19 protein-coding genes are annotated in these 22,628 nt (G+C 67.0%); 9 read left to right on the top strand and 10 right to left on the bottom strand.

Annotated features, from left to right (window positions below; genetic code table 11):
* Positions 1-9 precede the first annotated feature (9 nt).
* From HMPREF3114_RS04920 to rlmJ, 4 genes are all read right to left on the bottom strand, one after another.
* Positions 10-627, bottom strand: a complete 618-nt coding sequence (locus HMPREF3114_RS04920; protein ID WP_070489242.1) for an HD-GYP domain-containing protein — start codon at positions 625-627, stop codon at positions 10-12.
* Between the two features lie 45 nt (positions 628-672).
* Positions 673-4,137: a transcription-repair coupling factor gene (gene mfd, locus HMPREF3114_RS04915; RefSeq protein ID WP_070489240.1), complete on the bottom strand. Its 3,465-nt coding sequence runs from the start codon at positions 4,135-4,137 to the stop codon at positions 673-675.
* A gap of 149 nt (positions 4,138-4,286) precedes the next feature.
* Positions 4,287-4,832: a GNAT family N-acetyltransferase gene (locus HMPREF3114_RS04910; protein WP_004150340.1), complete on the bottom strand. Its 546-nt coding sequence runs from the start codon at positions 4,830-4,832 to the stop codon at positions 4,287-4,289.
* A 95-nt stretch (positions 4,833-4,927) separates the two neighbouring features.
* A complete protein-coding gene (rlmJ, locus tag HMPREF3114_RS04905) occupies positions 4,928-5,785 on the bottom strand; it encodes a 23S rRNA (adenine(2030)-N(6))-methyltransferase RlmJ (protein WP_070489238.1) in 858 nt (285 codons plus the stop codon).
* Positions 5,786-5,820: 35 nt separating this feature from the next.
* On the opposite strand from rlmJ, the gene creB reads away from it, so the two are divergent.
* From creB to HMPREF3114_RS04870, 7 genes are all read left to right on the top strand, one after another.
* A complete protein-coding gene (creB, locus tag HMPREF3114_RS04900; RefSeq protein ID WP_080375099.1) occupies positions 5,821-6,546 on the top strand; it encodes a two-component system response regulator CreB in 726 nt (241 codons plus the stop codon).
* 3 nt (positions 6,547-6,549) lie between these two features.
* Entirely contained in the window at positions 6,550-8,010 is a 1,461-nt protein-coding gene (creC, locus tag HMPREF3114_RS04895; RefSeq protein ID WP_065177469.1) for a two-component system sensor histidine kinase CreC, read from the top strand.
* A gap of 81 nt (positions 8,011-8,091) precedes the next feature.
* A complete protein-coding gene (creD, locus tag HMPREF3114_RS04890) occupies positions 8,092-9,411 on the top strand; it encodes a cell envelope integrity protein CreD (protein WP_070489236.1) in 1,320 nt (439 codons plus the stop codon).
* A gap of 10 nt (positions 9,412-9,421) precedes the next feature.
* Positions 9,422-9,832 carry a hypothetical protein gene (locus HMPREF3114_RS04885; protein WP_005415796.1) on the top strand — a complete coding sequence of 137 codons (411 nt, stop codon included), beginning with the start codon at positions 9,422-9,424 and terminating at the stop codon, positions 9,830-9,832.
* A gap of 176 nt (positions 9,833-10,008) precedes the next feature.
* The gene (locus HMPREF3114_RS04880) at positions 10,009-11,601 is read left to right on the top strand and encodes a M20/M25/M40 family metallo-hydrolase (protein ID WP_053499320.1); all 1,593 of its coding nucleotides are present in this window, start codon (positions 10,009-10,011) and stop codon (positions 11,599-11,601) included.
* A 154-nt stretch (positions 11,602-11,755) separates the two neighbouring features.
* Positions 11,756-13,159: a glutamate--tRNA ligase gene (gene gltX, locus HMPREF3114_RS04875; protein ID WP_005415798.1), complete on the top strand. Its 1,404-nt coding sequence runs from the start codon at positions 11,756-11,758 to the stop codon at positions 13,157-13,159.
* A gap of 34 nt (positions 13,160-13,193) precedes the next feature.
* A complete protein-coding gene (locus tag HMPREF3114_RS04870; protein ID WP_005415799.1) occupies positions 13,194-13,685 on the top strand; it encodes a Fur family transcriptional regulator in 492 nt (163 codons plus the stop codon).
* Positions 13,686-13,755: 70 nt separating this feature from the next.
* Here the strand turns inward: HMPREF3114_RS04870 and HMPREF3114_RS04865 are convergent, their stop codons facing one another.
* The 5 genes from HMPREF3114_RS04865 to HMPREF3114_RS04845 form a co-directional block, all read right to left on the bottom strand.
* Positions 13,756-14,910 carry an HlyD family secretion protein gene (locus tag HMPREF3114_RS04865; protein WP_053499321.1) on the bottom strand — a complete coding sequence of 385 codons (1,155 nt, stop codon included), beginning with the start codon at positions 14,908-14,910 and terminating at the stop codon, positions 13,756-13,758.
* Between the two features lie 10 nt (positions 14,911-14,920).
* Entirely contained in the window at positions 14,921-16,594 is a 1,674-nt protein-coding gene (locus tag HMPREF3114_RS04860) for an MFS transporter (RefSeq protein ID WP_005415801.1), read from the bottom strand.
* Positions 16,594-17,160: a TetR/AcrR family transcriptional regulator gene (locus HMPREF3114_RS04855; RefSeq protein WP_005415802.1), complete on the bottom strand. Its 567-nt coding sequence runs from the start codon at positions 17,158-17,160 to the stop codon at positions 16,594-16,596. Before HMPREF3114_RS04855 ends, HMPREF3114_RS04860 begins: the two co-directional genes overlap by 1 nt.
* A 231-nt stretch (positions 17,161-17,391) precedes the next feature.
* Positions 17,392-17,829 carry a hypothetical protein gene (locus HMPREF3114_RS04850; RefSeq protein ID WP_070489234.1) on the bottom strand — a complete coding sequence of 146 codons (438 nt, stop codon included), beginning with the start codon at positions 17,827-17,829 and terminating at the stop codon, positions 17,392-17,394.
* 168 nt (positions 17,830-17,997) lie between these two features.
* Entirely contained in the window at positions 17,998-20,205 is a 2,208-nt protein-coding gene (locus HMPREF3114_RS04845) for a TonB-dependent receptor (protein WP_070489233.1), read from the bottom strand.
* 135 nt (positions 20,206-20,340) lie between these two features.
* Between HMPREF3114_RS04845 and HMPREF3114_RS04840 the strand changes: the two genes are divergently transcribed.
* Both HMPREF3114_RS04840 and HMPREF3114_RS04835 read left to right on the top strand, forming a co-directional pair.
* Positions 20,341-20,754 carry a MerC domain-containing protein gene (locus HMPREF3114_RS04840; RefSeq protein ID WP_005415804.1) on the top strand — a complete coding sequence of 138 codons (414 nt, stop codon included), beginning with the start codon at positions 20,341-20,343 and terminating at the stop codon, positions 20,752-20,754.
* 110 nt (positions 20,755-20,864) lie between these two features.
* Positions 20,865-21,044: a 30S ribosomal protein THX gene (locus HMPREF3114_RS04835; RefSeq protein WP_004150462.1), complete on the top strand. Its 180-nt coding sequence runs from the start codon at positions 20,865-20,867 to the stop codon at positions 21,042-21,044.
* Between the two features lie 132 nt (positions 21,045-21,176).
* Here the strand turns inward: HMPREF3114_RS04835 and HMPREF3114_RS04830 are convergent, their stop codons facing one another.
* Positions 21,177-22,427: an alkaline phosphatase family protein gene (locus tag HMPREF3114_RS04830; RefSeq protein WP_053499326.1), complete on the bottom strand. Its 1,251-nt coding sequence runs from the start codon at positions 22,425-22,427 to the stop codon at positions 21,177-21,179.
* Between the last annotated feature and the right edge of the window lie 201 nt (positions 22,428-22,628).

Genomic DNA, 22,628 nt, shown 5'->3' with positions numbered 1-22,628 from the left:
GGGAAGATCTCAGGCCAGCGCCGGTTCCCGCTCCAGCATGCGATGGAAGCGTTGCAGCACGTACGGATCCACCAGCCCGCCGGCCTGCTCGTCGATGATCCGCAATGCGGCCTCATGCTCCATCGCATTGCGATACGGGCGCACGCTGGTCATCGCATCGTAGGCATCGGCGATGGTGACGATGCGCGCACCCAGCGGGATGGATTCGCCGCGCAGCCCATCGGGGTAGCCGCTGCCATCGAAGGCCTCGTGATGGGCGCGGATCAGCCGCGCCACCGGCAAGGCGTCGCTGCGGCCGGTGGCCAGGAAGATGTGTTCGCCGCGTACCGGATGCTCGCGCATGATCGCGCGCTCCTTATCGGTATGCCGGCGGGGTGCCAGCAGCACATCATCGGGTATGCCGATCTTGCCGATGTCATGGAAGCGCGCGGCCAGGCCGATCTGCGCACGGGCCTCGTCATCAAGATCGCAGTGCGTGGCCAGACACTGCGCGAGCAGGCCAACGCGGTCGCAGTGGTGGCGGGTGTAGGCGTCGCGCATCTGCAGCGACATCGCGAGGGCATCGATCAGGCAGGCCTGCGCGTGCAGCAGGTCGGGGGCGGGTACGGCGTCAGGGAACATGGTCATCCGCCCGCACCGGGTGGGGGCCGGTGCGGGGTGTTCGGGGGGTGATCAACCCGGGGCGAGGGTGGTCAGAAGGGCGCGGGCCGCGTTGAAGCGGTCTTCCGGCAACGGCAGCGGGTGCTTGATGCGCAGCTTGTCGGGCCCTTCCATGGCATAGAGGTTCGGTTGTTTCTGGATCAGCTGGATCACCGCCATCGGATCGATGTTCGGCTTGGACTCGAACACGATGCGGCCGCCGTTCTCGCCCAGGTCGAGCTTGCGGATGCCCAGCGTATTGGCTTTCAGCTTCAGCTCGGCGATGGCGAACAGGTGCTTGGCTGCATCCGGCAGCAGGCCGAAGCGGTCGATCATCTCCACCTGCAGCTCGCGCAGCGCATCGCTGTCGCGCGCGCTGGAAATACGCTTGTACAGGGTGAGGCGGGTGTGCACGTCCGGCAGGTAGTCTTCCGGGATCAGCGCCGGCACATGCAGCTCGACCTCGGCGCCGCGCACTTCCTCACCGGCATCCAGGTCGGGCAGCTTGCCCTGCTTGATGCTGCGTACCGCGCGTTCCAGCAGCTCGGTATACAGGCTGAAGCCGACCTCGGCCATCTGCCCGCTCTGGTCCTCGCCAAGCAGTTCACCGGCGCCGCGGATTTCCAGATCGTGGGTGGCCAGGGTGAAGCCGGCGCCCAGCTCGTCCATCGAGGCGATCGCTTCCAGGCGCTTCTCGGCGTCGGGGGTGATCGCGCGACGGTCGGGGGTGATCAGGTAGGCGTAGGCACGGTGGTGCGAACGGCCGACGCGGCCACGCAGCTGGTGCAGCTGGGCCAGGCCGAAACGGTCGGCACGGTTGATGATGATGGTGTTGGCGTTGGGGATGTCGATGCCCGATTCGATGATCGTGGTCGACAGCAGCACGTTGAAACGCTGCTTCTGGAAATCCAGCATCACCTTTTCCAGTTCGCGCTCGGGCATCTGCCCGTGGGCGATGCCGATGCGTGCCTCCGGCACCAGCTCGGACAGCTCGCGCTGCATGCGGCCGATGCTCTCCACATCGTTGTGCAGGAAGTACAGCTGGCCACCGCGCGCGAGCTCGCGCTGGAAGGCTTCGCGCAGCAGCGCGTTGTCCCACTGGGTGATGAAGGTCTGCACCGCCAGCCGGTTCGGCGGCGGCGTGGCGATGATCGACAGGTCGCGCAGGCCGGCCATGGCCATGTTGAGCGTGCGCGGGATCGGCGTGGCGGTCAGCGTCAGCAGGTGTACGTTGGCGCGCAGCGCCTTCAGCGCCTCCTTCTGGCGCACGCCGAATCGCTGCTCCTCGTCGACGATGACCATGCCCAGGTCCTTGAACTTCACGTCAGGCTGCAGCAGGCGATGGGTGCCGACGATGACGTCGATGGTGCCAGCGGCCACCTTCTCCAGTTCGGCCTTGATTTCCTTGCTGGTCTTGAAGCGCGACAGCACTTCGACCTTCAGCGGGTAATCGGCGAAACGGTCGCGGAAGTTGCGGTAATGCTGCTCGGCCAGCAGCGTGGTCGGCACCAGCACCGCCACCTGCTTGCCGGCACTGGCCGCAGCAAATGCAGCGCGCACCGCCACCTCGGTCTTGCCGAAGCCGACGTCGCCGCAGACCACGCGGTCCATCGGCTGGCTGCTGGCCAGGTCGCGCAGGGTGGCATCGATCGCAGCCAGCTGGTCGGGGGTTTCCTCGAACGGGAAACCGGCGGCGAACGGCTCGTACATCGCGCGGTCGACCTGCAGTGCCAGGCCGGCACGCGCCTGGCGGCGGGCCTGGATTTCCAGCAGTTCGGCGGCGACATCGCGCACCTTCTCGGCGGCCTTGCGCTTGGCCTTGCTCCACTGCTCGCCACCGAGCGAATGCAGCGGTGCGGTTTCCGCCGAAGCACCGGAGTAGCGGCTGATCAGGTGCAGCTGGGCGACCGGTACATACAGGCGGTCGCCCTTGGCATATTCGATGTCGAGGAACTCGCCGGGCATGCCGCCGACGTCCATCGCGATCAGGCCACGGTAGCGGCCGACGCCATGGTCCTCGTGCACGATCGGCGCACCCTCGGTCAGCTCGCCGAGGTCGCGGATGATCGCCTCCGGCTCGCGGCCGGCACGGCGCGTGCGGCGGGTGCTGCCGGCGCGCTCGGGGAACAGCTGGCGCTCGGTCAGCACCGCGATGCGCGGGTCGTCCAGCGCGAAGCCATCTTCCAGCGGCGCCACCGCGATCGCGAAGCGCGCATCGCTAGCGAGGAAGCTGGGCAGGTCGGCCACCACCGGCGGCTTCAGCTCGGCGGCCTGCAGCACTTCCAGCAGTGCCTCGCGGCGGCCGGGCGAATCGGCGGCGATCAGTACCCGGCCCGGATAATGGCCGAGGAAGGATTTCAGCGCATCCCCGGCGGGGGCTTCGCGTGCGGCCACCGGCAGCGGGGGCAGCGGCTGGTCGCCCAGCGCGTGCGCGTCGGCGATGCGTGCGTGGTCGGCGGCCCATACCTCGATGCGCGGGGCATCGTTCAGGCGCTCGCGCAGCAGCTCCGGCGACAGGTACAGCGCCGACGGCGGCAGCAGCGGCCGTTCCACATCGTGGCGGCGCTGCTCATAACGCTCGCCGGTCTGCGCCCAGAACGCCTCGGCGGCTTCGCCGGCACCGGCACAGACCACCGGCAGGCTGCCGCTGGGCAGGTAGTCGAACAGGGTTGCGGTGCGCTCGAAGAACAGCGGCAGGTAGTACTCGACGCCGGCCGGGGCCAGCCCGGATTTCAGGTCCTGGTACAGCGCGCTGCGCCGGGTATCGACATCGAAGCGCTCGCGCAGCGTGGACAGCACGCGGGCGATGCTGGCCTCGTCCGTGGGCACTTCGCGGCCCGGCAGCATGTGCACGGCCTCGACCTTGTCCAGCGAACGCTGGCTTTCCGGATCGAAGGCACGGATCGAATCGATGTCCTCGTCCAGCAGTTCCACCCGCAGCGGCTCGTCGGCGCCCATCGGGAACACGTCGAGCAGGCCACCGCGCACGGCGAAGTCACCCGGGTCCATCACCTGCGGCACGTTGCGGTAGCCGGCGCTTTCCAGGCGGCGCTTCTCGGCTTCCAGATCCAGGCGCTGGCCGACCTTCAGGTCGAAGCTGCCACCAATGACGTAGCTGCGCGGGGCCAGCTGCTGCAGCAGGGTCTGCACCGGCACGATCACCAGGCCACGCTTCAGCGTGGGCAGGCGGTGCAGGGCAGCCAGACGCTGCGAGATGATGTCCGGATGCGGGCTGAAGCGGTCGTAGGGCAGGGTTTCCCAGTCCGGGAAGGCGACCACCGGCAGGGCCGGGTCACCGCCGAGCAGGGTCTGAAGATCGGCTTCAAGCTGGTTTGCGCCGTGGTTGTCACGGGCGATCACCAGCAGCGGAGCGTCGTGCACGCGCGATGCCTGGGCCAGGTACCAGGCCAGTGCGGTGGGCGAGGCGGGGGCGCGCCACCAGGCGCGGAGCTGGCCGGCGCGCGGCAGCGGCGGGGCGGGGTATGAGGTACGCGACATGGACCCCGGATTTTAGCAGAAGCCCGATCCGGTCCCGGTGCATCGTGCCGGCCCGTTGCCGGCAGCCTCATCTGCCGTTGGGGCAGCGGAATGCCGGCCAGCGGCCGGCACTATCGGGAGACGTGGCCGGGCAGGGCCCGGCGCATCCGTCAGTTGTCCAGCTCCAGCACCATCCGGACCAGGCCTTCGGCTCCGGTCGGGTGCGGCACCGGCTTGAAGCCCAGCGACGCGGCCAGCTGCTTCATCGGTTCGTTCTCGGCGGCAACGTCGCCGTACAGGCGGTCCAGGTACTTGCCACGGCCCCACTTCACCAGCTTGCGCATCAGCTGCCGTCCCAGGCCTTGGCCGATCAGGAAGCGGCTGATCAGGATCGCGTACTCGGCTTCACGGGTGCCGGGGATGATCGAGGCCCGGGCGACCGCGCCGACCACCGCTTCGCCCGCGGGCAGGGACTCGGCTGCGACCAGGGTGATCTCGGTCTTGGGGTTGGGGTGGGTCAGACGCTGGGTGGTTTCCGGCGACAGCTCGGTCACCGCCTGCAGGAAACGATCACGGATTTCTTCCGGCCCGAAAAGGCTGAATGCCGCTTGCAGCGGTGCGCCATCTTCCGGGCGGATGGGGCGGATCAGCAGCTCGTGGCCGCTGGGAGCCTTGAAGATCTCATGCCAGGGCGGCATGCGGTTGCGAGTGGCCATACCGGGTGATTCCTTGGTGGTCCATCGATTGTGGCATCACCGGGGCTGCGTTCCGTGAACGAAAGGCTCACGGCGGTACAGCCTCGTGAAGGCCGTTATTCGGGGGCTTTGAGCCAGTCCAGGCGGGTGCTGGCCCCGGGTTCGCCCAGGTGCTGGCGCAGCGCCGGCAGGGCCGGACCGACCACGCGGTCGAACTGCCACGGCGGGTTGAGCAGCAGCATGCCGCTGCCGTTGAGGCGCAGCGGCGAGTCGTCCGGGCGCACGAGGAACTCGATCGTCATCGCCGATTTCACCGGCAGGGCGGTGGCCTTGCGCAGGAAGTGCAGGATGGTGCGGCGCTGCTTGATCGGGAACCAGACCGCACAGGTGGCCTGCGGCCAGCGTGCCAGGGTTTCGGCCAGGGCGGCCAGCACCGCCTGGTACTCGGCATCCTGGGCTTCGTAGGGCGGGTCGATCAGCACCAGGCCGCGGCCGATCTTGCTGCCGTTGAACTTCGGCGGCAGCAGCGAACGCAGCAGGGCATAGCCATCGCCCGCCCGAACGTCGACGCGGCTGTCATGGGCGAACAGGGCCTTCAGCGTGGCCGTTTCGGCTCCCTGCAGCTCACAGACCGCCATGCGGTCCTGGGGGCGCATGGCCTGCGCGCTCAGCAGCGGCGAGCCCGGATAATTGGTCAGTGCGCCCACCGGATTGTCGGCCTGCACCGCCTTCAGGTAGCGCTCGACTACCTCCGGCAGCCTGGGCTGGGCCATCAGCCGCATGATCCCGGATTCGGCCTCCAGGGTCTTGCGGCTCTCTTCGCTGGCCAGCAGGTAACGGCCAGCACCGCCGTGGGTGTCGAGCACGAAGAACGGGCTGTCCTTGCGCTTGAAGCTGTCGATCAGGGCCAGCTGCACGATGTGTTTGAGCACGTCGGCGTGGTTGCCGGCATGGAAGGCGTGGCGATAGTTCATGGGCCGCAGTGTACGGGGCGGCGGCCGCAGCGGCTATGCTGCGCGCCATGACAGCTCCTGTTGCCCATGTCCTGGTGGTCGAGGACGAAGCCGCCATCGCCGAAACCGTGCTCTATGCGCTGCGCAGCGAGGGCTATGCCGCCAGCCACTGCCTGCTCGGTGGCGAGGCGCTGCAACGGCTGCAGGCAGGGGATATCGACGTGGTGGTGCTGGACGTGGGCCTGCCCGACCTGGGCGGCTTCGAGGTGTGCCGCCGGCTGCGCGCGCAGCCCGGGCCGGCGGCGCAGCTGCCGGTGATCTTCCTGACCGCCCGCAACGATGAAGTGGACCGCGTGCTCGGCCTGGAACTGGGCGCCGACGATTACATGACCAAGCCGTTCTCGCCGCGTGAGCTGGTGGCGCGGGTGCGTGCGCGCCTGCGTCGCGCCGCACCGGTCGCGGCAGCCCCCGGCGCCGATACGGGCTGGCAGGAACATGGTGCCTTCGCCATCGACCGTGAAGGCCGGCGCATCCGCTTCCGCGGCCACGCGCTGGACCTGACCCGCTACGAGTACGCGTTGCTGGAAGCGTTGCTGCAGCGGCCGGGTGCCATCCTCAGTCGTGCCCAGTTGATGGATCGCGGCTGGGACAGCAGCGCCGATAGTGCCGACCGTACCGTCGACACCCATGTAAAGACGTTGCGCGCCAAGCTGCGCGCAGCCGGTGCCAGCGACGACCCGATCCGCACCCACCGTGGCCTCGGCTACGCGCTGGAGGTCTAGCCGATGCGCCTGGTCCTGAAGCTGTTCCTCGGCTTCTTCCTGATCACCGGCATCGCCGCGTTCTTCGTGATGCGCGTGTTCGTCAACGAAGTGAAGCCGGGTGTGCGCCAGGCGATGGAATCGACCCTGGTCGATGCCGCCAACGTGCTGGCCGAGATGGCGGCGGCCGATGTCAAGGACGGCACCATCCGCAGCGGCAGCTTCACCCGCAACCTCGCCAAGGCGCGGCAGCGTGACCTGAAAGCGATGGTCTGGCGCTTTCCCAAGCGCTCACTGGACTACCGGGTGACCATCACCGATGCCAAGGGCATCGTCATCTACGACTCGCTGGGCCGCGACCTGGGGCGTGACAATTCGCGCTGGAACGATGTCTACCGCACCCTGCGTGGCGAGTACGGCGCCCGCTCCAGCCCGGAAGTGCCAGGCGAAGAAGGCGATACGGTGATGCATGTGGCGGCGCCGGTATACGACCCGGCCGATGGCCGCACCCTGATCGGCGTGCTCAGCCTGGCCCAGCCCAATCGCAGCATCGATCCGTTCATTGCGGCCAGCCAGCGCGCCATCATCGAGCGCGGCGCCTGGCTGATCGGATTGTCGGCGCTGGTCGGCGTGCTGGTGACGATGTGGCTCACCACGGGCCTTGGCCAGCTCAGCCGCTATGCACGGGCGGTCAGCGCCGGCGAACCGGTGCCACCGCCGCGGCGGCGCCGCGACGAGATCGGCGACCTGGGCCAGGCACTGGAAACAATGCGCCGCAAGCTGGAGGGCAAGGCCTACGTCGAGCAGTACGTGCAGTCGCTGACGCATGAAATGAAAAGCCCGTTGGCGGCGATCCGCGGTGCCGCCGAGCTGCTGCAGGAGCCGCTGCCGGAGGCCGACCGCGTGCATTTCGCACGCAGCATCGTCGATCAGCAGGAGCGGCTGACCGAGACGATCGACAAGCTGCTGGCGCTGGCCGAAGTGGAACAGCACGGCTGGCTGCAGACCCGCGATCCGATCGCGCTGCCAACCTTGCTGGCCGATGCGGCGGCGGCGGCGCAGGTGCGTGCGCAGGCGGCCGGCGTGCAGGTTCGCATCGGCAGCGTGCCCGACATGCGCGTGCAGGGTGATGCCTATCTGCTGCGGCAGGCGTTGCACAACCTGATCGACAACGCCATTGCCTTCTCACCGCCCGGCGCGGACATCGCGCTGCAGGCCGAGGTGGACGGGCAGGGCGTGCGCCTGCAGGTGGCGGATCGCGGTGCCGGCATTCCCGACTACGCGCGCGAACGGGTGTTCGAACGCTTCTATTCGCTGGCCCGCCCCGGCAGCGGCCGGCGCAGTTCCGGCCTGGGCCTGCCGTTCGTGCAGGAAGTGGCTCGCCTGCATGACGGACGCGCCAGCCTCGACGCCCGCGATGGCGGTGGCACGGTGGCCAGCCTGTGGCTGCCGTTGGGTGCAGCGGGCCAGCGCCCGCGCCGCTGACTTCACACTCGCTTCAAATTCGCCACAAACCCCGCTCACCGCAGCGGTCCATCCTGCAGCCCTCTCCAACGAGGATGGACCATGAAATCCCTGAAGATGCTGCTGCGGTTCGCCATTGTCGGCGGGCTGATCCTGTTGTTGCTGGTGCCGCTGATGATGATCCGCGGGGTGATCATCGAACGCAGCCAGTACCGCGACGAGGCCTTTGCGCGGGTGGCCGACAGCCGTGCCGGCACGCAGCAGCTGGTGGGCCCGGTGCGGGTGGTGCCGTGGGTGGAACGCAAGCAGGTTGAACTGGTTGACCCGCTGGGCGTCAAGAAGACCGAGGTGCAGGTCACCGAGGGACACTGGCTGCAGATGCCGGCGTCGCTGGAGGTGGGCGGTGAGATGCTGCCGAGCCAGCGCGAAGTCGGCCTGTTCAAGGTGCCGGTGTACAGCTGGAACGGCCAGATGAAGGCGAGCTTCGCCGCTGACGACTATCCCGTGAAGGCGGGGCGCACGTATGGCCAGCCGTATGTGGCGGTGGGCGTTTCCGATGTGCGCGGCCTGGTCGGTACACCGAACCTGCGCGTGGATGGCAAGCAGCTGCGCCTGCTGCCGGGCGTCGGCGTGGCCAGCGAAGTCGGCCGTGGCCTGCATGCGCCGGTGGCCGGTTTCGCTACGGATCAGGGCGGCACGCTGGCGGCCAGCACCGTTGAACTGGAGCTGCGCCTGGATGGAAGCCGCATGCTGTCGGTGGTGCCGGTGGGCGATGACACCCACATCGCGCTGCGTTCGAGCTGGCCGCATCCGTCGTTCAGCGGTGCGTTCCTGCCCAACGAGCGGCGCGTTGATGCACAGGGATTCGACGCGCGCTGGGCGGTGTCCTCGCTGGCCTCCGACGCACAGCGGCAGCTGCGCAATGAAGGTTCGGTCGACTCGCAGGCGGTGACGGTGTCGCTGGTCGATCCGGTCGATACCTACACCCAGGCCGACCGTGCGTCCAAGTACGGGGTGCTGTTCGTGCTGCTGACCTTCGTCGGCTTCATCCTGTTCGAGCTGATCAAGTCGCTGCGCATCCACCCGCTGCAGTACCTCATGGTCGGCCTGGCGCTGGCGATCTTCTTCCTGCTGCTGATCAGCCTGTCCGAGCACATCGCGTTCTGGAAGGCCTACCTGGTTTCGGCGGTGGCCTGTATCGGCCTGCAGGCGGTGTATCTGGCCAACGTGCTGGGCCATTGGAGGCGCGGCCTCGGCTTCGCGGCCCTGCTGACCGTGCTGTACGGCGCGCTGTATGGCCTGCTGGTGTCGGAGAACAACGCACTGCTGATGGGGTCGCTGCTGCTGTTCGTGATCCTGGCGCTGGCGATGTGGGTGACCCGCCGGGTCGACTGGTACGCGCTCGGCGCGGACCTGAAGTAAGGAGCATGCCATGGGCTGGCGCCAGGGATTGCGGCAACGGGCACGGCAGGGCATTCCGGCCCTGCTGGAAGTGGATGCGCTGCTGCAGGCACATGGCGTGCTGGCGGCCCTGCCGGGGGCGCGGATCGCCCCCGGTCTGGTCCGCTTCCAGCTGGCGGCGGTGACCTGCGAAGGATTGCAGGGGCAGGGATTGCGTTGGCTGCAGGGTGCGCGGCAGGGACGCGGCGCGGTGGCCGGGCGGGTGCCGCGCTATCGGCCATGGAAGGCCGGCGCGGAGGCATTGGCCGAGATCGGCATCGGCGGCCTTCCGGATGACTGGCCGGCACACGCGGCGGTGTACGGCTGCAGCAGCGTCGACCGGCGGCACTGGTTGCTGTTGCTGCCGGAGCGGGCGCAGTTGTGGTTGGGATGGAGCGGGTGATTCGGCTGTTCATCCACGCATGGCGTGGATCTACTGGCGAGAACCCAACACCTTGGTGGGTGCGAACCTCGGTTCGCACGCTTCCGCGCCGCCCATGACCGATGGGACGGTATCGCCGCGCCCCGGCTGGCTAGACTCGATGGGTTGATGATCGAGCCGAAGGGCAGGGGTGCGATGTGTTGAAGTGGGGCGTGCTGGCCGTAGCGCTGGCGATGAGTGGCAATGCAGCGGCGCAGCAGCGCGAAACGGTGGACCTGGACATGGTCAGCCGCATCCGCCAGGAGGCGTTCCACCGTTCGCAGGTGATGGACACCTTCAGCTATCTCACCGAGCGCATCGGCCCGCGCCTGAGCAATTCGCCGGCGATGGGCCGCGCCAATGCGTGGACCCGCGGCAAGTTCAACGAATGGAAGCTGGACAACGTCCACGACGAAGCCTTCGATGACTTCGGCCGCGGCTGGGAATTCACCTCGGCGAGCGTGGAAATGCTGGGTGACCGCGTGCAGCCGCTGCATGCGCTGCCCAAAGCCTGGACCCCCGGTACGAAGGGCCCGGTCGAAGGCGAGCTGGTGCAGGTCGACATCAAGAAGCCCGAAGACATCGAGAAGTACCGCGGCAAGCTGCGCGGCAAGATCCTCCTGCTGGGCGAGGCACGCGAATACAAGCGGGGCACCGAGCCCGATTCGCACCGCCACGACGCGACCTCGCTCGAGGGCCTGCAGGAGTTCACCCTGCCCAAGGACAAGGACGCTACCGCCGAGCGCGCCAAGCGGGTCAAGGAGTACCAGGAACGCCAGCAGCTGGCGGCCAAGGTCAATGCGTTTTTCGTCGAAGAGGGCGCGCTGGCCTCGATCAGCATCAGCAGCTGGGACAACGGCATCATCCGCGTTGCCGGCGGCGGTTCGCGCAAGGCCGGTGAGCCGGTGGGCATCCCGGAACTGGCGATGATCAGCGAACACTTCAATCCGCTGGTGCGCGCGCTTCAGGCCAAGCAGACGGTGCGCCTGCGCGTGGATGTAGCGGCGCGCTTCACCGACGAGGCCGACCAGCCCGGCTACAACACGCTGGCCGAGATCCGCGGCAGCAGCAAGCCCGATGAAGTGGTGATGATCGGTGCGCACCTGGATTCGTGGCACAGCGGCACCGGTGCGGCCGACAACGCGGCCGGCGTGGCGGTGATGATGGAGGCGATGCGCATCCTCAAGGCCACCGGCGCCAAGCCCAAGCGCACCATCCGCGTGGCGCTGTGGAGCGGCGAGGAGCAGGGCCTGATCGGCTCGCAGGCTTACGTCGCCAAGCATTTCGGTCGCTTCCCCGAACCCACTGACGCGGCGCAGAAGGCGCTGCCGGCGTCGCTGCGCGAGCCGACCGGTGCACTGCAGAAGACCCGCGATTACAGCAAGTTCCAGGTTTACTTCAACATGGACAACGGCTCGGGCCGCTTCCGTGGCATCTACGCGCAGGAAAACCTGGCGGCGATGCCGATCTTCGAAGCCTGGCTGGCGCCGTTCCATGACGTGGGCGCCACCACCGTGGCCACCCGCAACACCGGCAGTACCGACCACATCAGCTTCGATCGCATCGGCCTGCCGGGCTTCCAGTTCATCCAGGACCGGCTGGACTACTTCACCAACGTCCACCACAGCCACCTGGACACCTGGGATCACGCCGAACCGGAAGACCTGAAGCAGGCCGCGGCCATCGTCGCTTCGTTCGCCTACAACGCCGCAATGCGCGAGCCGTCCTTCCCGCGAAAGGCAGAACCGTAAAAGGGGACGGAGGGAATTAAGTCGTATCTCCCCTCCGCTTCCCGGTTGCAGCACCCCAGGGCTGGGCGATCGCGACTTAATCCCCTCCGTCCCCTTTTTCCGTCGGGGGCGGTGGGCTGGTAAAATCGGGGGATTCCCGTTCCTCGAGCCGTCCATGACCTGCCGCACCCGCTTCGCCCCCAGTCCCACTGGCTACCTGCACATCGGTGGTGCCCGCACCGCGCTGTACTGCTGGCTGGAGGCCCGTCACCGCGGCGGTGAGTTCGTGCTGCGCATCGAGGACACCGACCGCGAACGCAGCACCCAGGGCGCAATCGACGCCATCCTGGAGGCGATGGAGTGGCTGGGCCTGGACTACGACGAAGGCCCGATCTACCAGACCGACCGCGTCGCCCGTTACCAGGAAGTGGCCGAGCAGCTGATCGCCGAGGGCAAGGCGTACTACGCCTACGAGACCCGCGAGGAGCTGGATGCCATGCGCGAGGCCGCCATGGCCAGGCAGGAAAAGCCGCGCTACAACGGCGCTGCGCGCGATCTGGGCCTGCCCTACCGGGACGACCCGAACCGCGTCATCCGCTTCAAGAACCCGCTGGAAGGCACGGTGGTGTTCGATGACCTGATCAAGGGCCGCATCGAGATCGCCAACAGCGAGCTGGATGACATGGTCATCTTCCGCCCGGACGGCTACCCCACCTACAACTTCGCGGTGGTGGTGGACGACTGGGACATGGGCATCACCGAGGTCATCCGCGGCGACGACCACATCAACAACACCCCGCGCCAGATCAACCTGTATGAAGGCATCGGCGCGCCGGTGCCCAGGTTCGGCCACATGCCGATGATCCTGGACGAGCAGGGCGCCAAGCTGTCCAAGCGCACCGGTGCGGCTGACGTGATGCAGTACAAGGACGCCGGCTACCTGCCCGATGCGCTGCTGAGCTACCTGGCCCGCCTGGGCTGGTCGCATGGTGACCAGGAGCTGTTCAGCCGCCAGGAACTGATCGACCTGTTCGACGTGAAGGATTGCAATTCCAAGGCCTCGCGCCTGGACATGGCCAAGCTGGGCTGGGTCAACCAGCACTTCCTGAAGACCGAGGACGTGGCCGCGATCGTGCCGCACCTGGTCTACCAGCTGCAGAAGCTGGGGCTGGACGTGGCCGCCGGCCCGGCTCCGGAGGATGTGGTGATCGCCCTGCGTGAACGCGTGCAGACCCTGAAGGAAATGGCCGAGAAGGCCGTGGTCTGGTACCAGCCGCTGACCGAGTACGATGAAGCGGCGGTGGCCAAGCACTTCAAGGCCGGTGCCGAGGTGGCGCTGGGCAAGGCCCGCGAGCTGCTGGCCGCGCTGCCGGAATGGACCGCCGAGTCGGTGGGGGTGGCCCTGCATGACGCGGCCGCAGCGCTGGAGATCGGCATGGGCAAGGTCGCCCAGCCGCTGCGCGTGGCCATCACCGGCACCCAGGTCAGCCCTGACATTTCCCATACCGTGTACCTGGCCGGTCGCGAACAGGCCTTGAAACGCATTGATGTGGCCATCACCAAGGTAGCAACGGCCTGAGGCATCCTTGCCAGGCCCGAACCGGAGAACACGCATGCCCGCCAAGACCGCCACTGCCTGTACCGCCCCGCACCACCACGTCCACGACGCATCGGATTTCGTGGCGGTGGTCGAGCGTGTCTCGCGCGAACGCGGGCTGCGCCTGACCCCGATCCGCGCCAACGTGCTGAAGCTGATCGCCGAGGCCGGCAAGCCGGTCAAGGCCTACGAGCTGCTGGAATGGGTGCGCAACGGCAAGGGCGTGGGCGCTGATGCCCCGCCCACCGTGTACCGCGCGCTGGACTTCCTGATGGCCAATGGCTTTGTGCACAAGCTGGAGTCGGTGAATGCCTTCGTGGCCTGCCACCATCCCAGCAGCGCCGCCCATTCGGTGCCGTTCCTGATCTGCAACAGCTGCCACAGCGCAGTGGAGCTGGAAGACCGCGAGATCGTCAGCCAGCTGGAGAAGCGGGCCAAGGAACTGGGCTTCCAGCCGCAGGCACAGACGCTGGAAGTGCACGGTCTCTGCGCGCGCTGCGCGGGCTGAGCAATGGGTCCTGGGGTCAGATCCCTTTTGCCTTGGCAAAAGGGATCTGACCCCCGTTTCATGACAAACGCTAGTCCTTCGGTTTGCCTGCGGTATCCACCCGCACGATCACCGACATGCCAGGCCGCAGCTGCGCGGCCAGCTTCTGTCCTTCATCGATCGATATCCGCACCGGCAGCCGCTGCACCACCTTGGTGAAGTTGCCGCTGGCATTGTCCGGGCGCAACACGCTGAACTCCGATCCGGTGGCGGGCGCGATCTCCTGCACGCGGCCGCGCAGCACCTGGCCCTGGAACGCGTCCACCGAGAACGTGGCCGGCTGGCCGATCGCCATTCCCCAGGTCTGGCCTTCCTTGTAGTTGGCCACCACCCACAGCGTGTCAGGTACCAGGAACAGCAGCTGCGAACCGGCGGCGACATACTGGCCCACGCGCACGCTGGCTTCACTGATCTGGCCGTCGCGCGGTGCGTGGATCACCGTATTGGCCAGGTCGATGCGGGCCAGTTCCAGCTGCGCCTGTGCGCTTTCCACCTGGGCCTCCAGGCTCTTGCGCGCGACCTGGGTCGACACCAGTGTTTCCTCGGCGATTCGGATCTGCGCCTGCGACTGCTGCACGCTGGCCTGCGCCGAGGCTTGGCTGGTGCGGAACTTGTCGCGGTCATTGATCGACACCAACTGCTGCGCGGCCAGTTCCTCGTAGCGCTTCAGCTCGTTGCGCGCGCGCTGCAGTTCGGCCTGGCCAGCCGAGAGCGTGGCGCGCGCCGAGGCGATCTGCGCACGGTTCTGCGCCTGCGACTGGTCGGAGTTGGCCAGCGCCGCGCGCGCACTGTCCAGCGTCGCTTGCGCCTGGGCGACGCGTTGGGCATAGATGCGGTCATCGATGTGCAGCAGCGGCTCGCCCTGCCTTACGTGCTGGAAATCCTTCACCAGCACTTCAGTCACATAGCCGTTGACCTGTGGCGCCATCACGGTGATCTGGCCGCGCACATAGGCGTTGTCGGTCACCATCACGCTACTGGTGAACGGCCACAGGTGCCAGGCGCGCAGGATCAGTGCAATGCCCAGCAGGGCCACCACCACCATCACCACCACGCTGCGCGCGCTGGGCTTGAGATACTTCGGCGCGACTGCCGGTTCAACGGGCGTGGGCGCAGGTGCCGCGTCGGTCGGCGGTGGTGGGGTCACGTTGTCGGCGTCGTCGGATCGGGGCGGGACGGGGGGCATGGTCGAGAACTCAGCGGGGCGCGGCTGGCGTGGCCGCGGTGGAAAGGGCGGGGTGGCGCTTGCGCCATTGCTTGAGCACGGCGGTGCGCAGCGACAGCAGCAGCAACCAGCACAGGAAGCCGATCGCCAGCCAACCGCTCAGGGTGAACACATCATTGAAGCCTCGCACATTGGCTTCGCGGCGCGTGGTCTGCGCCAGCTGCGCGCTGCCCTGCGCGCTGCGCAGCACCGGGTCGGTGATCTGTGCGCTGTACAGCTGCTGCTGGAGGCGCAGGCGTTGCGCCACCACAGGATCGGCTGGATCGAGCTGGCTGGTCAGCGCGCTGGAGTACAGTTGCTCGCGATGCAGCTGGAAGGTCCCCAGCACCGCCGAACCTGCCAGGCCGCCCAGCGTCTGCGTGATCGACAGCGTCACCAGGAAGGTGATCATGTGGTCCACACCCTGTTTCAACGCAGCGGAAATGCCGAGCATGATCAGCGGGCCCATGAACATGCCGGCGCCGACCGAGGCCAGGAACTGGCTGGCGTAGAAATCGTGCGGCCGATCCATGCTGGTGCGGTGCTGGTCGAAGAAGGCGGCAGCGCCCAGCAGCAGGATCGCCATCAGCAGCTGCGGGATCAGCCGTTTGGGCCCGAAAGTCAGTGCAGTGCCGGCGATACCGGTGATCACGCCGGCAAGAATCACCACGAACAGCGGCCGCAACTGATCAGGGCCCATGCCGAGCGTGCGCATCAGGTTGACCACGCCGTAGGACTGCTCGGTGGTCAGGAAGCGGATCAGGAACGCGCCGACGATGAAATGCAGTACGGGCAGGCTGGCCAGCCAGCGTGTCTGCAGCAGCGGATTGCGCCGGTAGTGTTCGATGATGAAGGCGGTGGTGGACAGCACGATCGAGGCGATCAGCGCCCAGCCCAGCCACGGCGTGTTGAGCCACCAACGGGTGTAGCCCTGCGCCAGTACGATCACCAGCAGCGCAACCGCCGGCGCCAGCAACGCGAAGGTAAGGAAATCCAGCGGCTCGAAGGCCTTCACCTGGATGCCGGGCGGCAGCTTCAACACCACCACGGCGGCGAATGCGCACAACGCAAGGCCGGCCTCGAACGAATACAGCTGGTGCCACTGGCCGGTATCCACCAAGCCTGGTGAAACGATCCAGGCGATCGGCACCGCCAGCTGCGAAAGGCCGACGCCGACCACCAGCAGGTTGCCGGTAAAGCGGCGGGGCAGGGCCTGCAGCATGTACAGCGTGCCCAAGGTCGAACAGGCCGCGCCGGCGAAGCCGCTGGCGGCACGGGTCAGCATCGTGGTCTCGAAGCTGCCGACGAACAGGTGCAGCACCGCCAGCGCCGCGTACAGGCCCAGCCCGATTTCGGCGAACAGGCGGATGCCGTACTGCTGGCGGAATTTGAAGGCCAGCAGGTTGGCGGTGACATTGACCATTGCATAGGCCGCCACCAGCCAGCTGCCCTGGGTCGGGGTCAGCGCCAGCTGGCCCTGCAGGAACGGCAGGTTGGCAGTGACCAGCGCATTGCCCAGCCCGCCGGTGATCGCCACCAGCAGCGATACCAGCGCATAAGCCACACGCCGGTACGGTGGGTGCCAGGGCATTGACGCCGAGCCGGGCATGGTCGGCTTCTCGTGCTCCTCCCAATCCGGAACCGGCTTCAGATACGGCTGGACCATCAGCGGGCCTCGCTGGTTGCTCCCTGCAGACCCCCGCGCAGCAGTTGCAGGGCGCGCCCGGCGAGGTGGGCGCGCTCGTCGCGGGTCTTGCCGCGCAGGGCTGCGCCCAGCATGCCCGAGATCAGTGAAATATCCGTCTTCTCCAGATCGGCACGGCACAGCCCGGCGGCCTTGGCGCGGGCGATCGGCTCCTCCAGCAGGTCGCGCACGGTCTCGCGCGCCGCGCGCATGGCCGGCACGTCCGAATCGACCGCGCGCCAGTAATCGGCCAGCGCCGGCGAATCGATGATGCGCTGGGCCATGCCCTCGAACACCTCGAACAGGGCGTCGTCGCGGTCGCCGAGCTGTTCGACCTGGCGCCGGATGCGGTCGACCGTACGCTGCAGCAGCGCCTGGATCAGCGCAGTGCGGTCGGGGAAGTTGCGGTACAGGGTGGCGCGGCCCACCTGGGCGCGTTCGACCACCAGGTCCAGTGGGGCAGTGACACCGTGTTGGCCGAACACATGATCGGCGGCGTCGAGGATGAGGGCACGGCGGGCGGCAGCATCGGCACGTTGGGCAGTCATGGAATTATTTTCGGACAAAAGTGTCCGATTGGCGAGACATTGGGTGACGGGATTGTCCGCTTGTTGTGGTACGCACATCTTTGTGACGGGTGTGTGAGCGAGGACGCTGCGACCTCGCTCACACACAAAGGAACGGGGAGCCAGACGGCCCCCGGAACAGTAGATCCACGCCATGCGTGGATGAATAAGCCTGGAGCCGGAAGGGATGCGGTTAACCGCGGGCTGATCCGCTCATCCAGCCTTCTTCCTGCTCTTGATGAAATCAATGAACCCCTTCTTATGGCCCTCAAAGGCACGTCTGCCGTACTTACGGTGCTGCGGTTCGAACAGCGCGTAGGCTGCATCAAGGTTTCCCGATTCGAACTCAATCGTTGCGAGGAGCTCGTCCATGTACTCGCTTGAGGCTTCTCCTTGTCCATAAATGTCTCTGGCGACCATCGCCCACGCTCTGGCCTTCTCAAACTGGGCGGTATCGCGAAAGAAAACTGCTATTCCATACGATGAACTCTGGGCGTGGTCATAGGATGACTTGGGCTCCGGAATCATGTCCCAGCTTTCAAGGAAGCGATGCTCCGCCTCCGCGATGTCACCGGCCAGCCAAGCGGTTCTCCCGCATTTGGCGATTGCAAGGAGGCGTTCTTCCAGTTCGGCATCGAGACTCAGGGCCATGCAAGTGTTCCCGCTCAGTTTTTCTATTGGATTGGCACCGGGCTGAGTCTAGCCGCGTAGCAGATGGTGACGCGTCGGGAGTGCGCCGCTTTCACCAGTTCATGCCATATACGAAAAAAAAGGGGGCCTTTCGGCCCCCTCAGGTAATGTTCCGACGGCGTAGGCCGATCAGAAGAACGCGCGGATGCCGAATGCGACGCCACGGCCCGGCAGCGGCGAGTAGTCGCGCAGCAGAGAGGTATGCGGGCGCACTTCGCGGTTGGTCAGGTTGCTGCCATCCAGGAACACCTCGTAGCTGTTGCTGGCGTTGCGGTCCCAACGATAGGCCAGGTGCGCATCGACCAGGGTGTAGCCATCGCTCGGCTCCTCGTTCTGCGCCACGTCCTTCTGGCGGCTGTAACGCACCGCACCGACCGAGGCGCGCCAGCCGTCCTTCGACCAGCGCAGGTCGGCACCGACGCGGGCCGGGGCGATGCGCGGCAGGTAGCCGGTGTTGGCCAGCTCCACCGTGTAGTTGTGGTTGTGGTCGCCATGCGGAACGGCAATGTCGAGGTTGCGGCTGCCGCTGCCATCCAGCTTGGCCTTCACGTAGTCACCGAACAGGCGCAGGTCCCAGTCACCGGCGCCGCCCTCGAACAGGTGCACCAGGGCCTCGGCCTCGGCACCGCGGAATACCGCGTCCTGCTGGGTCCACGCACGAACCGGCAGGCCCTCGGTAACGCCGGTGTCGGCCAGGTAGATGAAGTCCTTGAACTTGGTCTGGTAGACCGAGGCGGAGAAGTCCAGGCGCTCGCTGTGGGTGTGGATGCCCAGCTCCACGCGCTGGCCGCGCTCGGTCTTCAGGTTGCCGTCGCCGATCTCCAGCGAACGGGTAGCAATGTGCGCGCCGGCGGCGTACAGCTCTTCGTTGGTCGGTGCACGCTCGGAGCTGTCCACGCCGATGCGCAGGTCGACCGCGTCGTTGAGCTTCCAGATGCCGGCAGCCGAGAGGTTGGTGGCGCCGAAGGTGCGGCGCCGGTAGTCACCGGTCGGGTCCAGCTTGACTTGGTCGTGGCGGCCGCCCAGTTCCAGCTTGAACGGGCCGAACTGCTTTTCCTGCAGTACAAACAGGCCGATGTTCTTCGTACCGGTATCCGGTACGAACGCTTCTTCACCCTTGGCGCCGAAATCACTGTTGCCGAACTGCAGGCCGAAGGCGCCGTCCCAGCCACCGATCTGCTGCTGCACCGCTTCCAGGCGCGCTTCGATGCCACGGTTGGTGAAGCGGGTGGAGGGCGTGCCAGCCTCCAGCTCCACGTGCTCGTAGTCGGTGTAGGCCACGCGTGCGTTGATGTTCTTCAGGAACGAGACCGGGTTGTAGATGCCGGCCTTGGTCTCGAAGCGGTTCTGCACCATGTCGATGCGCACGTCATGCTCGTCGCCGCCTTCCTCTTCATCGCCGTGGTCGTGGCCGTGGTCATGGCCGTGATCGTCGCCGTCGGCGTGCACGTGTGCGCCGTTGGGAATGCCGTAGTTGGTGCGGTAGGTGCTGGCCGACACGCCGAAGTAGCCGCCTTCGCCCAGCCAGGTGGCGCCGACGCCGCCGGCGCGGGTGCGGATGGAGCTGTTGTCGAGGCGGCCGCGACGCGGCTCTTCGCCTTCCTCGCCCGCGTGGTCGTGGTCGTGGTCGTCGTGGTGGTCTTCCAGGCTGTCGATCACCGCATAGCCGGGAATGCGGTAGTCGTCGCCATTGCGCACCAGGCCGTCCACATGAAGCACGACATTGCCGCTGACGCCATCGAGGCGGAACATGCCGCTGCGCTCGTTGTTCACCGAATTGCCACGCAGCTCGGCGCGGCCGCTGAGCGGGCGCTCGGGCAGCTCGCGCGCGATGCGGCCGTCGACCACATTGACCGCACCACCGATGGCACCGCTGCCGAACAGCAGCGTGGCCGGCCCCTTCAGCACTTCGATCTGGTCAGCCAGGAACGGCTCGATGCTGGTGGCATGGTCCGCACTGACGGTGGATGCATCCATGTTGCCCATGCCGTTGGACAGCACCGCAACGCGTGGGCCTTCCTGGCCGCGGATGATCGGGCGCCCGACGCCGGGCCCGAAGAAGGTGCTCTGCACGCCGGGCAGCTTGGCCACGGTATCGCCGAGGGTGCCGGCCTTCTGTTCGTCCAGGCGCTCACCGGCCAGCACCTCCACCGGGCGCGCAAGGGATTCGGCATCGCCCTGCAGCGGCGACGCGGTGACTTGCACCGAGGACAGCTCGGTCAGGTGGCGGTCACGATGGGCGGTGTCCTGACCGGCTGCAAAGGCGACGGACGGCAGCAGGGCGGCGAGGGCCAGGGCCAGGGAATGCGGCTTGAGCCGTGCGGTGTGGGCGGGCATGGATGGGTCCTTTGTTACACTGTATCAATCGCGGGGCGCACGAATCCCGTCGATGGGACAGGGGGAGGGAAAGCGTGCGGGTCGGGAAGGGATGTTATATTATTCCATAACGATTCGCCGACCCTGCTGGAAGTCATGTCCTTGTCCTCACGCCTGCGCCACCTGCTCGATCGTTTCGGTGCCACCGGTTCGATGCTGTGCGCGGTGCATTGCGCAGTCATCCCGGTGCTGCTGGCGGCAGCGCCCTCGCTGGGCCTGTCGTTCTGGCTGAGCGACGGCGTTGAACAGGCGCTGGTGCTGTTCGTGACCCTGCTTGGGCTGTTCAGCCTGGTCTGGGGTTACCGCCGCCATGGCGCGCTGCGTGCGCTGGGCTTCCTGATCCCCGGCCTGGTCGCGCTGTGGGCCGGCGTGCTGTACGAGCCGCTGCATCACAACGCCGTGCCGCATGCGGTGGTGATGACCATCGGTGGCCTGCTGGTGGGCGTTGCCCATCTGGTCAACCTGCGCCTGAACCACGGCCACGTACACGACGCCAGCTGCGCGCACTAGGCGCTCCATGATAGGATTTTCGATCGTGCGCGGGGGCGCCCAGCAAGGCGGCCCCGCCGAACCCGTGTCAGTACGGGGTAACCAGATTTCACACTTGAGGAGTTGAAGACATGGGTAAGGGTGACCGCAAGACCGCCAAGGGCAAGCGCTACAACGCCAGCTACGGCAACGCCCGTTCGCATACCGCGAGCAAGGTCGCCGTAGGCGCCGCCGCCCCGGTTGCCAAGAAGACCGTGGCCAAGGCTCCGGCGAAGAAGGCCGTGGCGAAGAAGGCCGTCGCCAAGGCCTGATCCGGCCGCGCGACTGGTCCAAGGAAGAACGCGGCGCCTGGCGCCGCGTTTTTTTATGCATGATTTTGCAGAGCCGAGCCCATGCCCGGCTGGCGCAATGCAGCCGGGCGTGGGCCCGGCTCTACAACCGGATCAGCGCAGGGTCTTCTTCAGCGTTTCCGGGTTGCCGTCGTTCGGCGCGGCTGGTACCTGCAGAAGGTGTGCCAGCAGTGGATAGACATCGACATTGTCGAAGCCATCGATCACCAGGCCCTGGCGGAACGACGGGCCACTGGCCACGAACACCGCGCGCATGGACGGCAGCGCGTTGTCGTAGCCGTGCGAGCCGCGGTCCTGCTGTTCGCGCTTGGCGATCTTTTCCTGATGCAGGGCATCCCAGCCTTCATCCATCATGCAGACAATGGCGGGAATGCGCGGATGGGTGCCGTAGTGCAGGCGCGCCGGCAGTTTTTCTTTCTTCCAGCATTCGTAGTGCGCGTGGCGGCCGAGCAGAGCGCGTTCGGCGGCGGCTTCATGGCCGACCACCGGTGCGAAGCCGACCGACTGGCCCTGGCTGACATTGCGCGCAATCGCCGGGTCGACCATCGATTCGGTGGCGATCACCTGGCCAGCGGGGACACTGGCCATGCCATGGTCGGAGACCACGATCACATTGGTGGTTGCGGCCAGCCCACGTTGCTGGAGTCCGTCGAGCACCTGGCCGACGATCTGGTCGGCGCGCACGATGGCGTCGGCGTACTGCTTCGACTCGGGGCCGTAGCTGTGACCTGCCTTGTCCACGTGTTCCATGTACAGCGTGGTCAGGCGGGGGGCATCGGCGTCGGTCTGTGACAGCCAATCGAGCACGATGCCGGCGCGCTGTTCCAGCGGCTCCTTGCCGTCGTAGATGCGCCACTGGCTGGGGCGTACGCCACGGATCTCCGATTCACTGCCTGGCCATGACGTGGTGGCCGAACGCACGCCAGCATTCTCGGCGCCGACCCAGATCGGTTCGCCGCCCCACCAGCCACTGGTGGTAACCGCTTCGCGATTGCTCAGCTCGAACCGGCCCAGTGCTTCATCGTCCATGCTGTTGTTGACGATGCCGTGGTGGTCCGGGCGCAGGCCGGTAACGAGGGTGTAGTGATTCGGGAAGGTCAGCGACGGATAGGACGGGGTCATCCAGCGTGCGCGCACGCCGCCATCGATCAGGCGTTGCAGGTTCGGGGTCAGGCTGCGGTCCAGCGCATCGGCGCGCAGGCCGTCGATGGAGATCAGCAGCAGCTTCGGCGGTGCCGCCGCAGCGATGGAAGTGGGAACGGAGGCGGAGGGGGGGGGCGCGGTAGTGCAGGCAGCCAGGGGCAGCAGCAGCGCCAGCGCACAGGTCAGGCGTACGGAAGTCATCCGCGCATGATAAGCCGGCGCAATGACGCGCCCAAGACACGGCGCGCGCCCTTCAACAAGAAGGGGGCTTTTCTCCAGACAGATTCCAGATGCCTGCATCCACGCATGGCGTGGATCTACCGTGTCGACCAAGGTCGACACCTACCAGCCGCCGCGGGAATCTGTCGAAGGTGGGGCGGTGTGGGTGGGCAGGACCGTTGG

The sequence above is a fragment of the Stenotrophomonas sp. HMSC10F07 genome (assembly GCF_001807895.1).
In the GTDB taxonomy this organism is placed as follows: Bacteria; Pseudomonadota; Gammaproteobacteria; order Xanthomonadales; family Xanthomonadaceae; genus Stenotrophomonas; species Stenotrophomonas sepilia.
The sequence above is the reverse complement of the archived record's forward strand: the minus strand, read 5'-3'. Positions and strand labels throughout refer to the sequence as shown.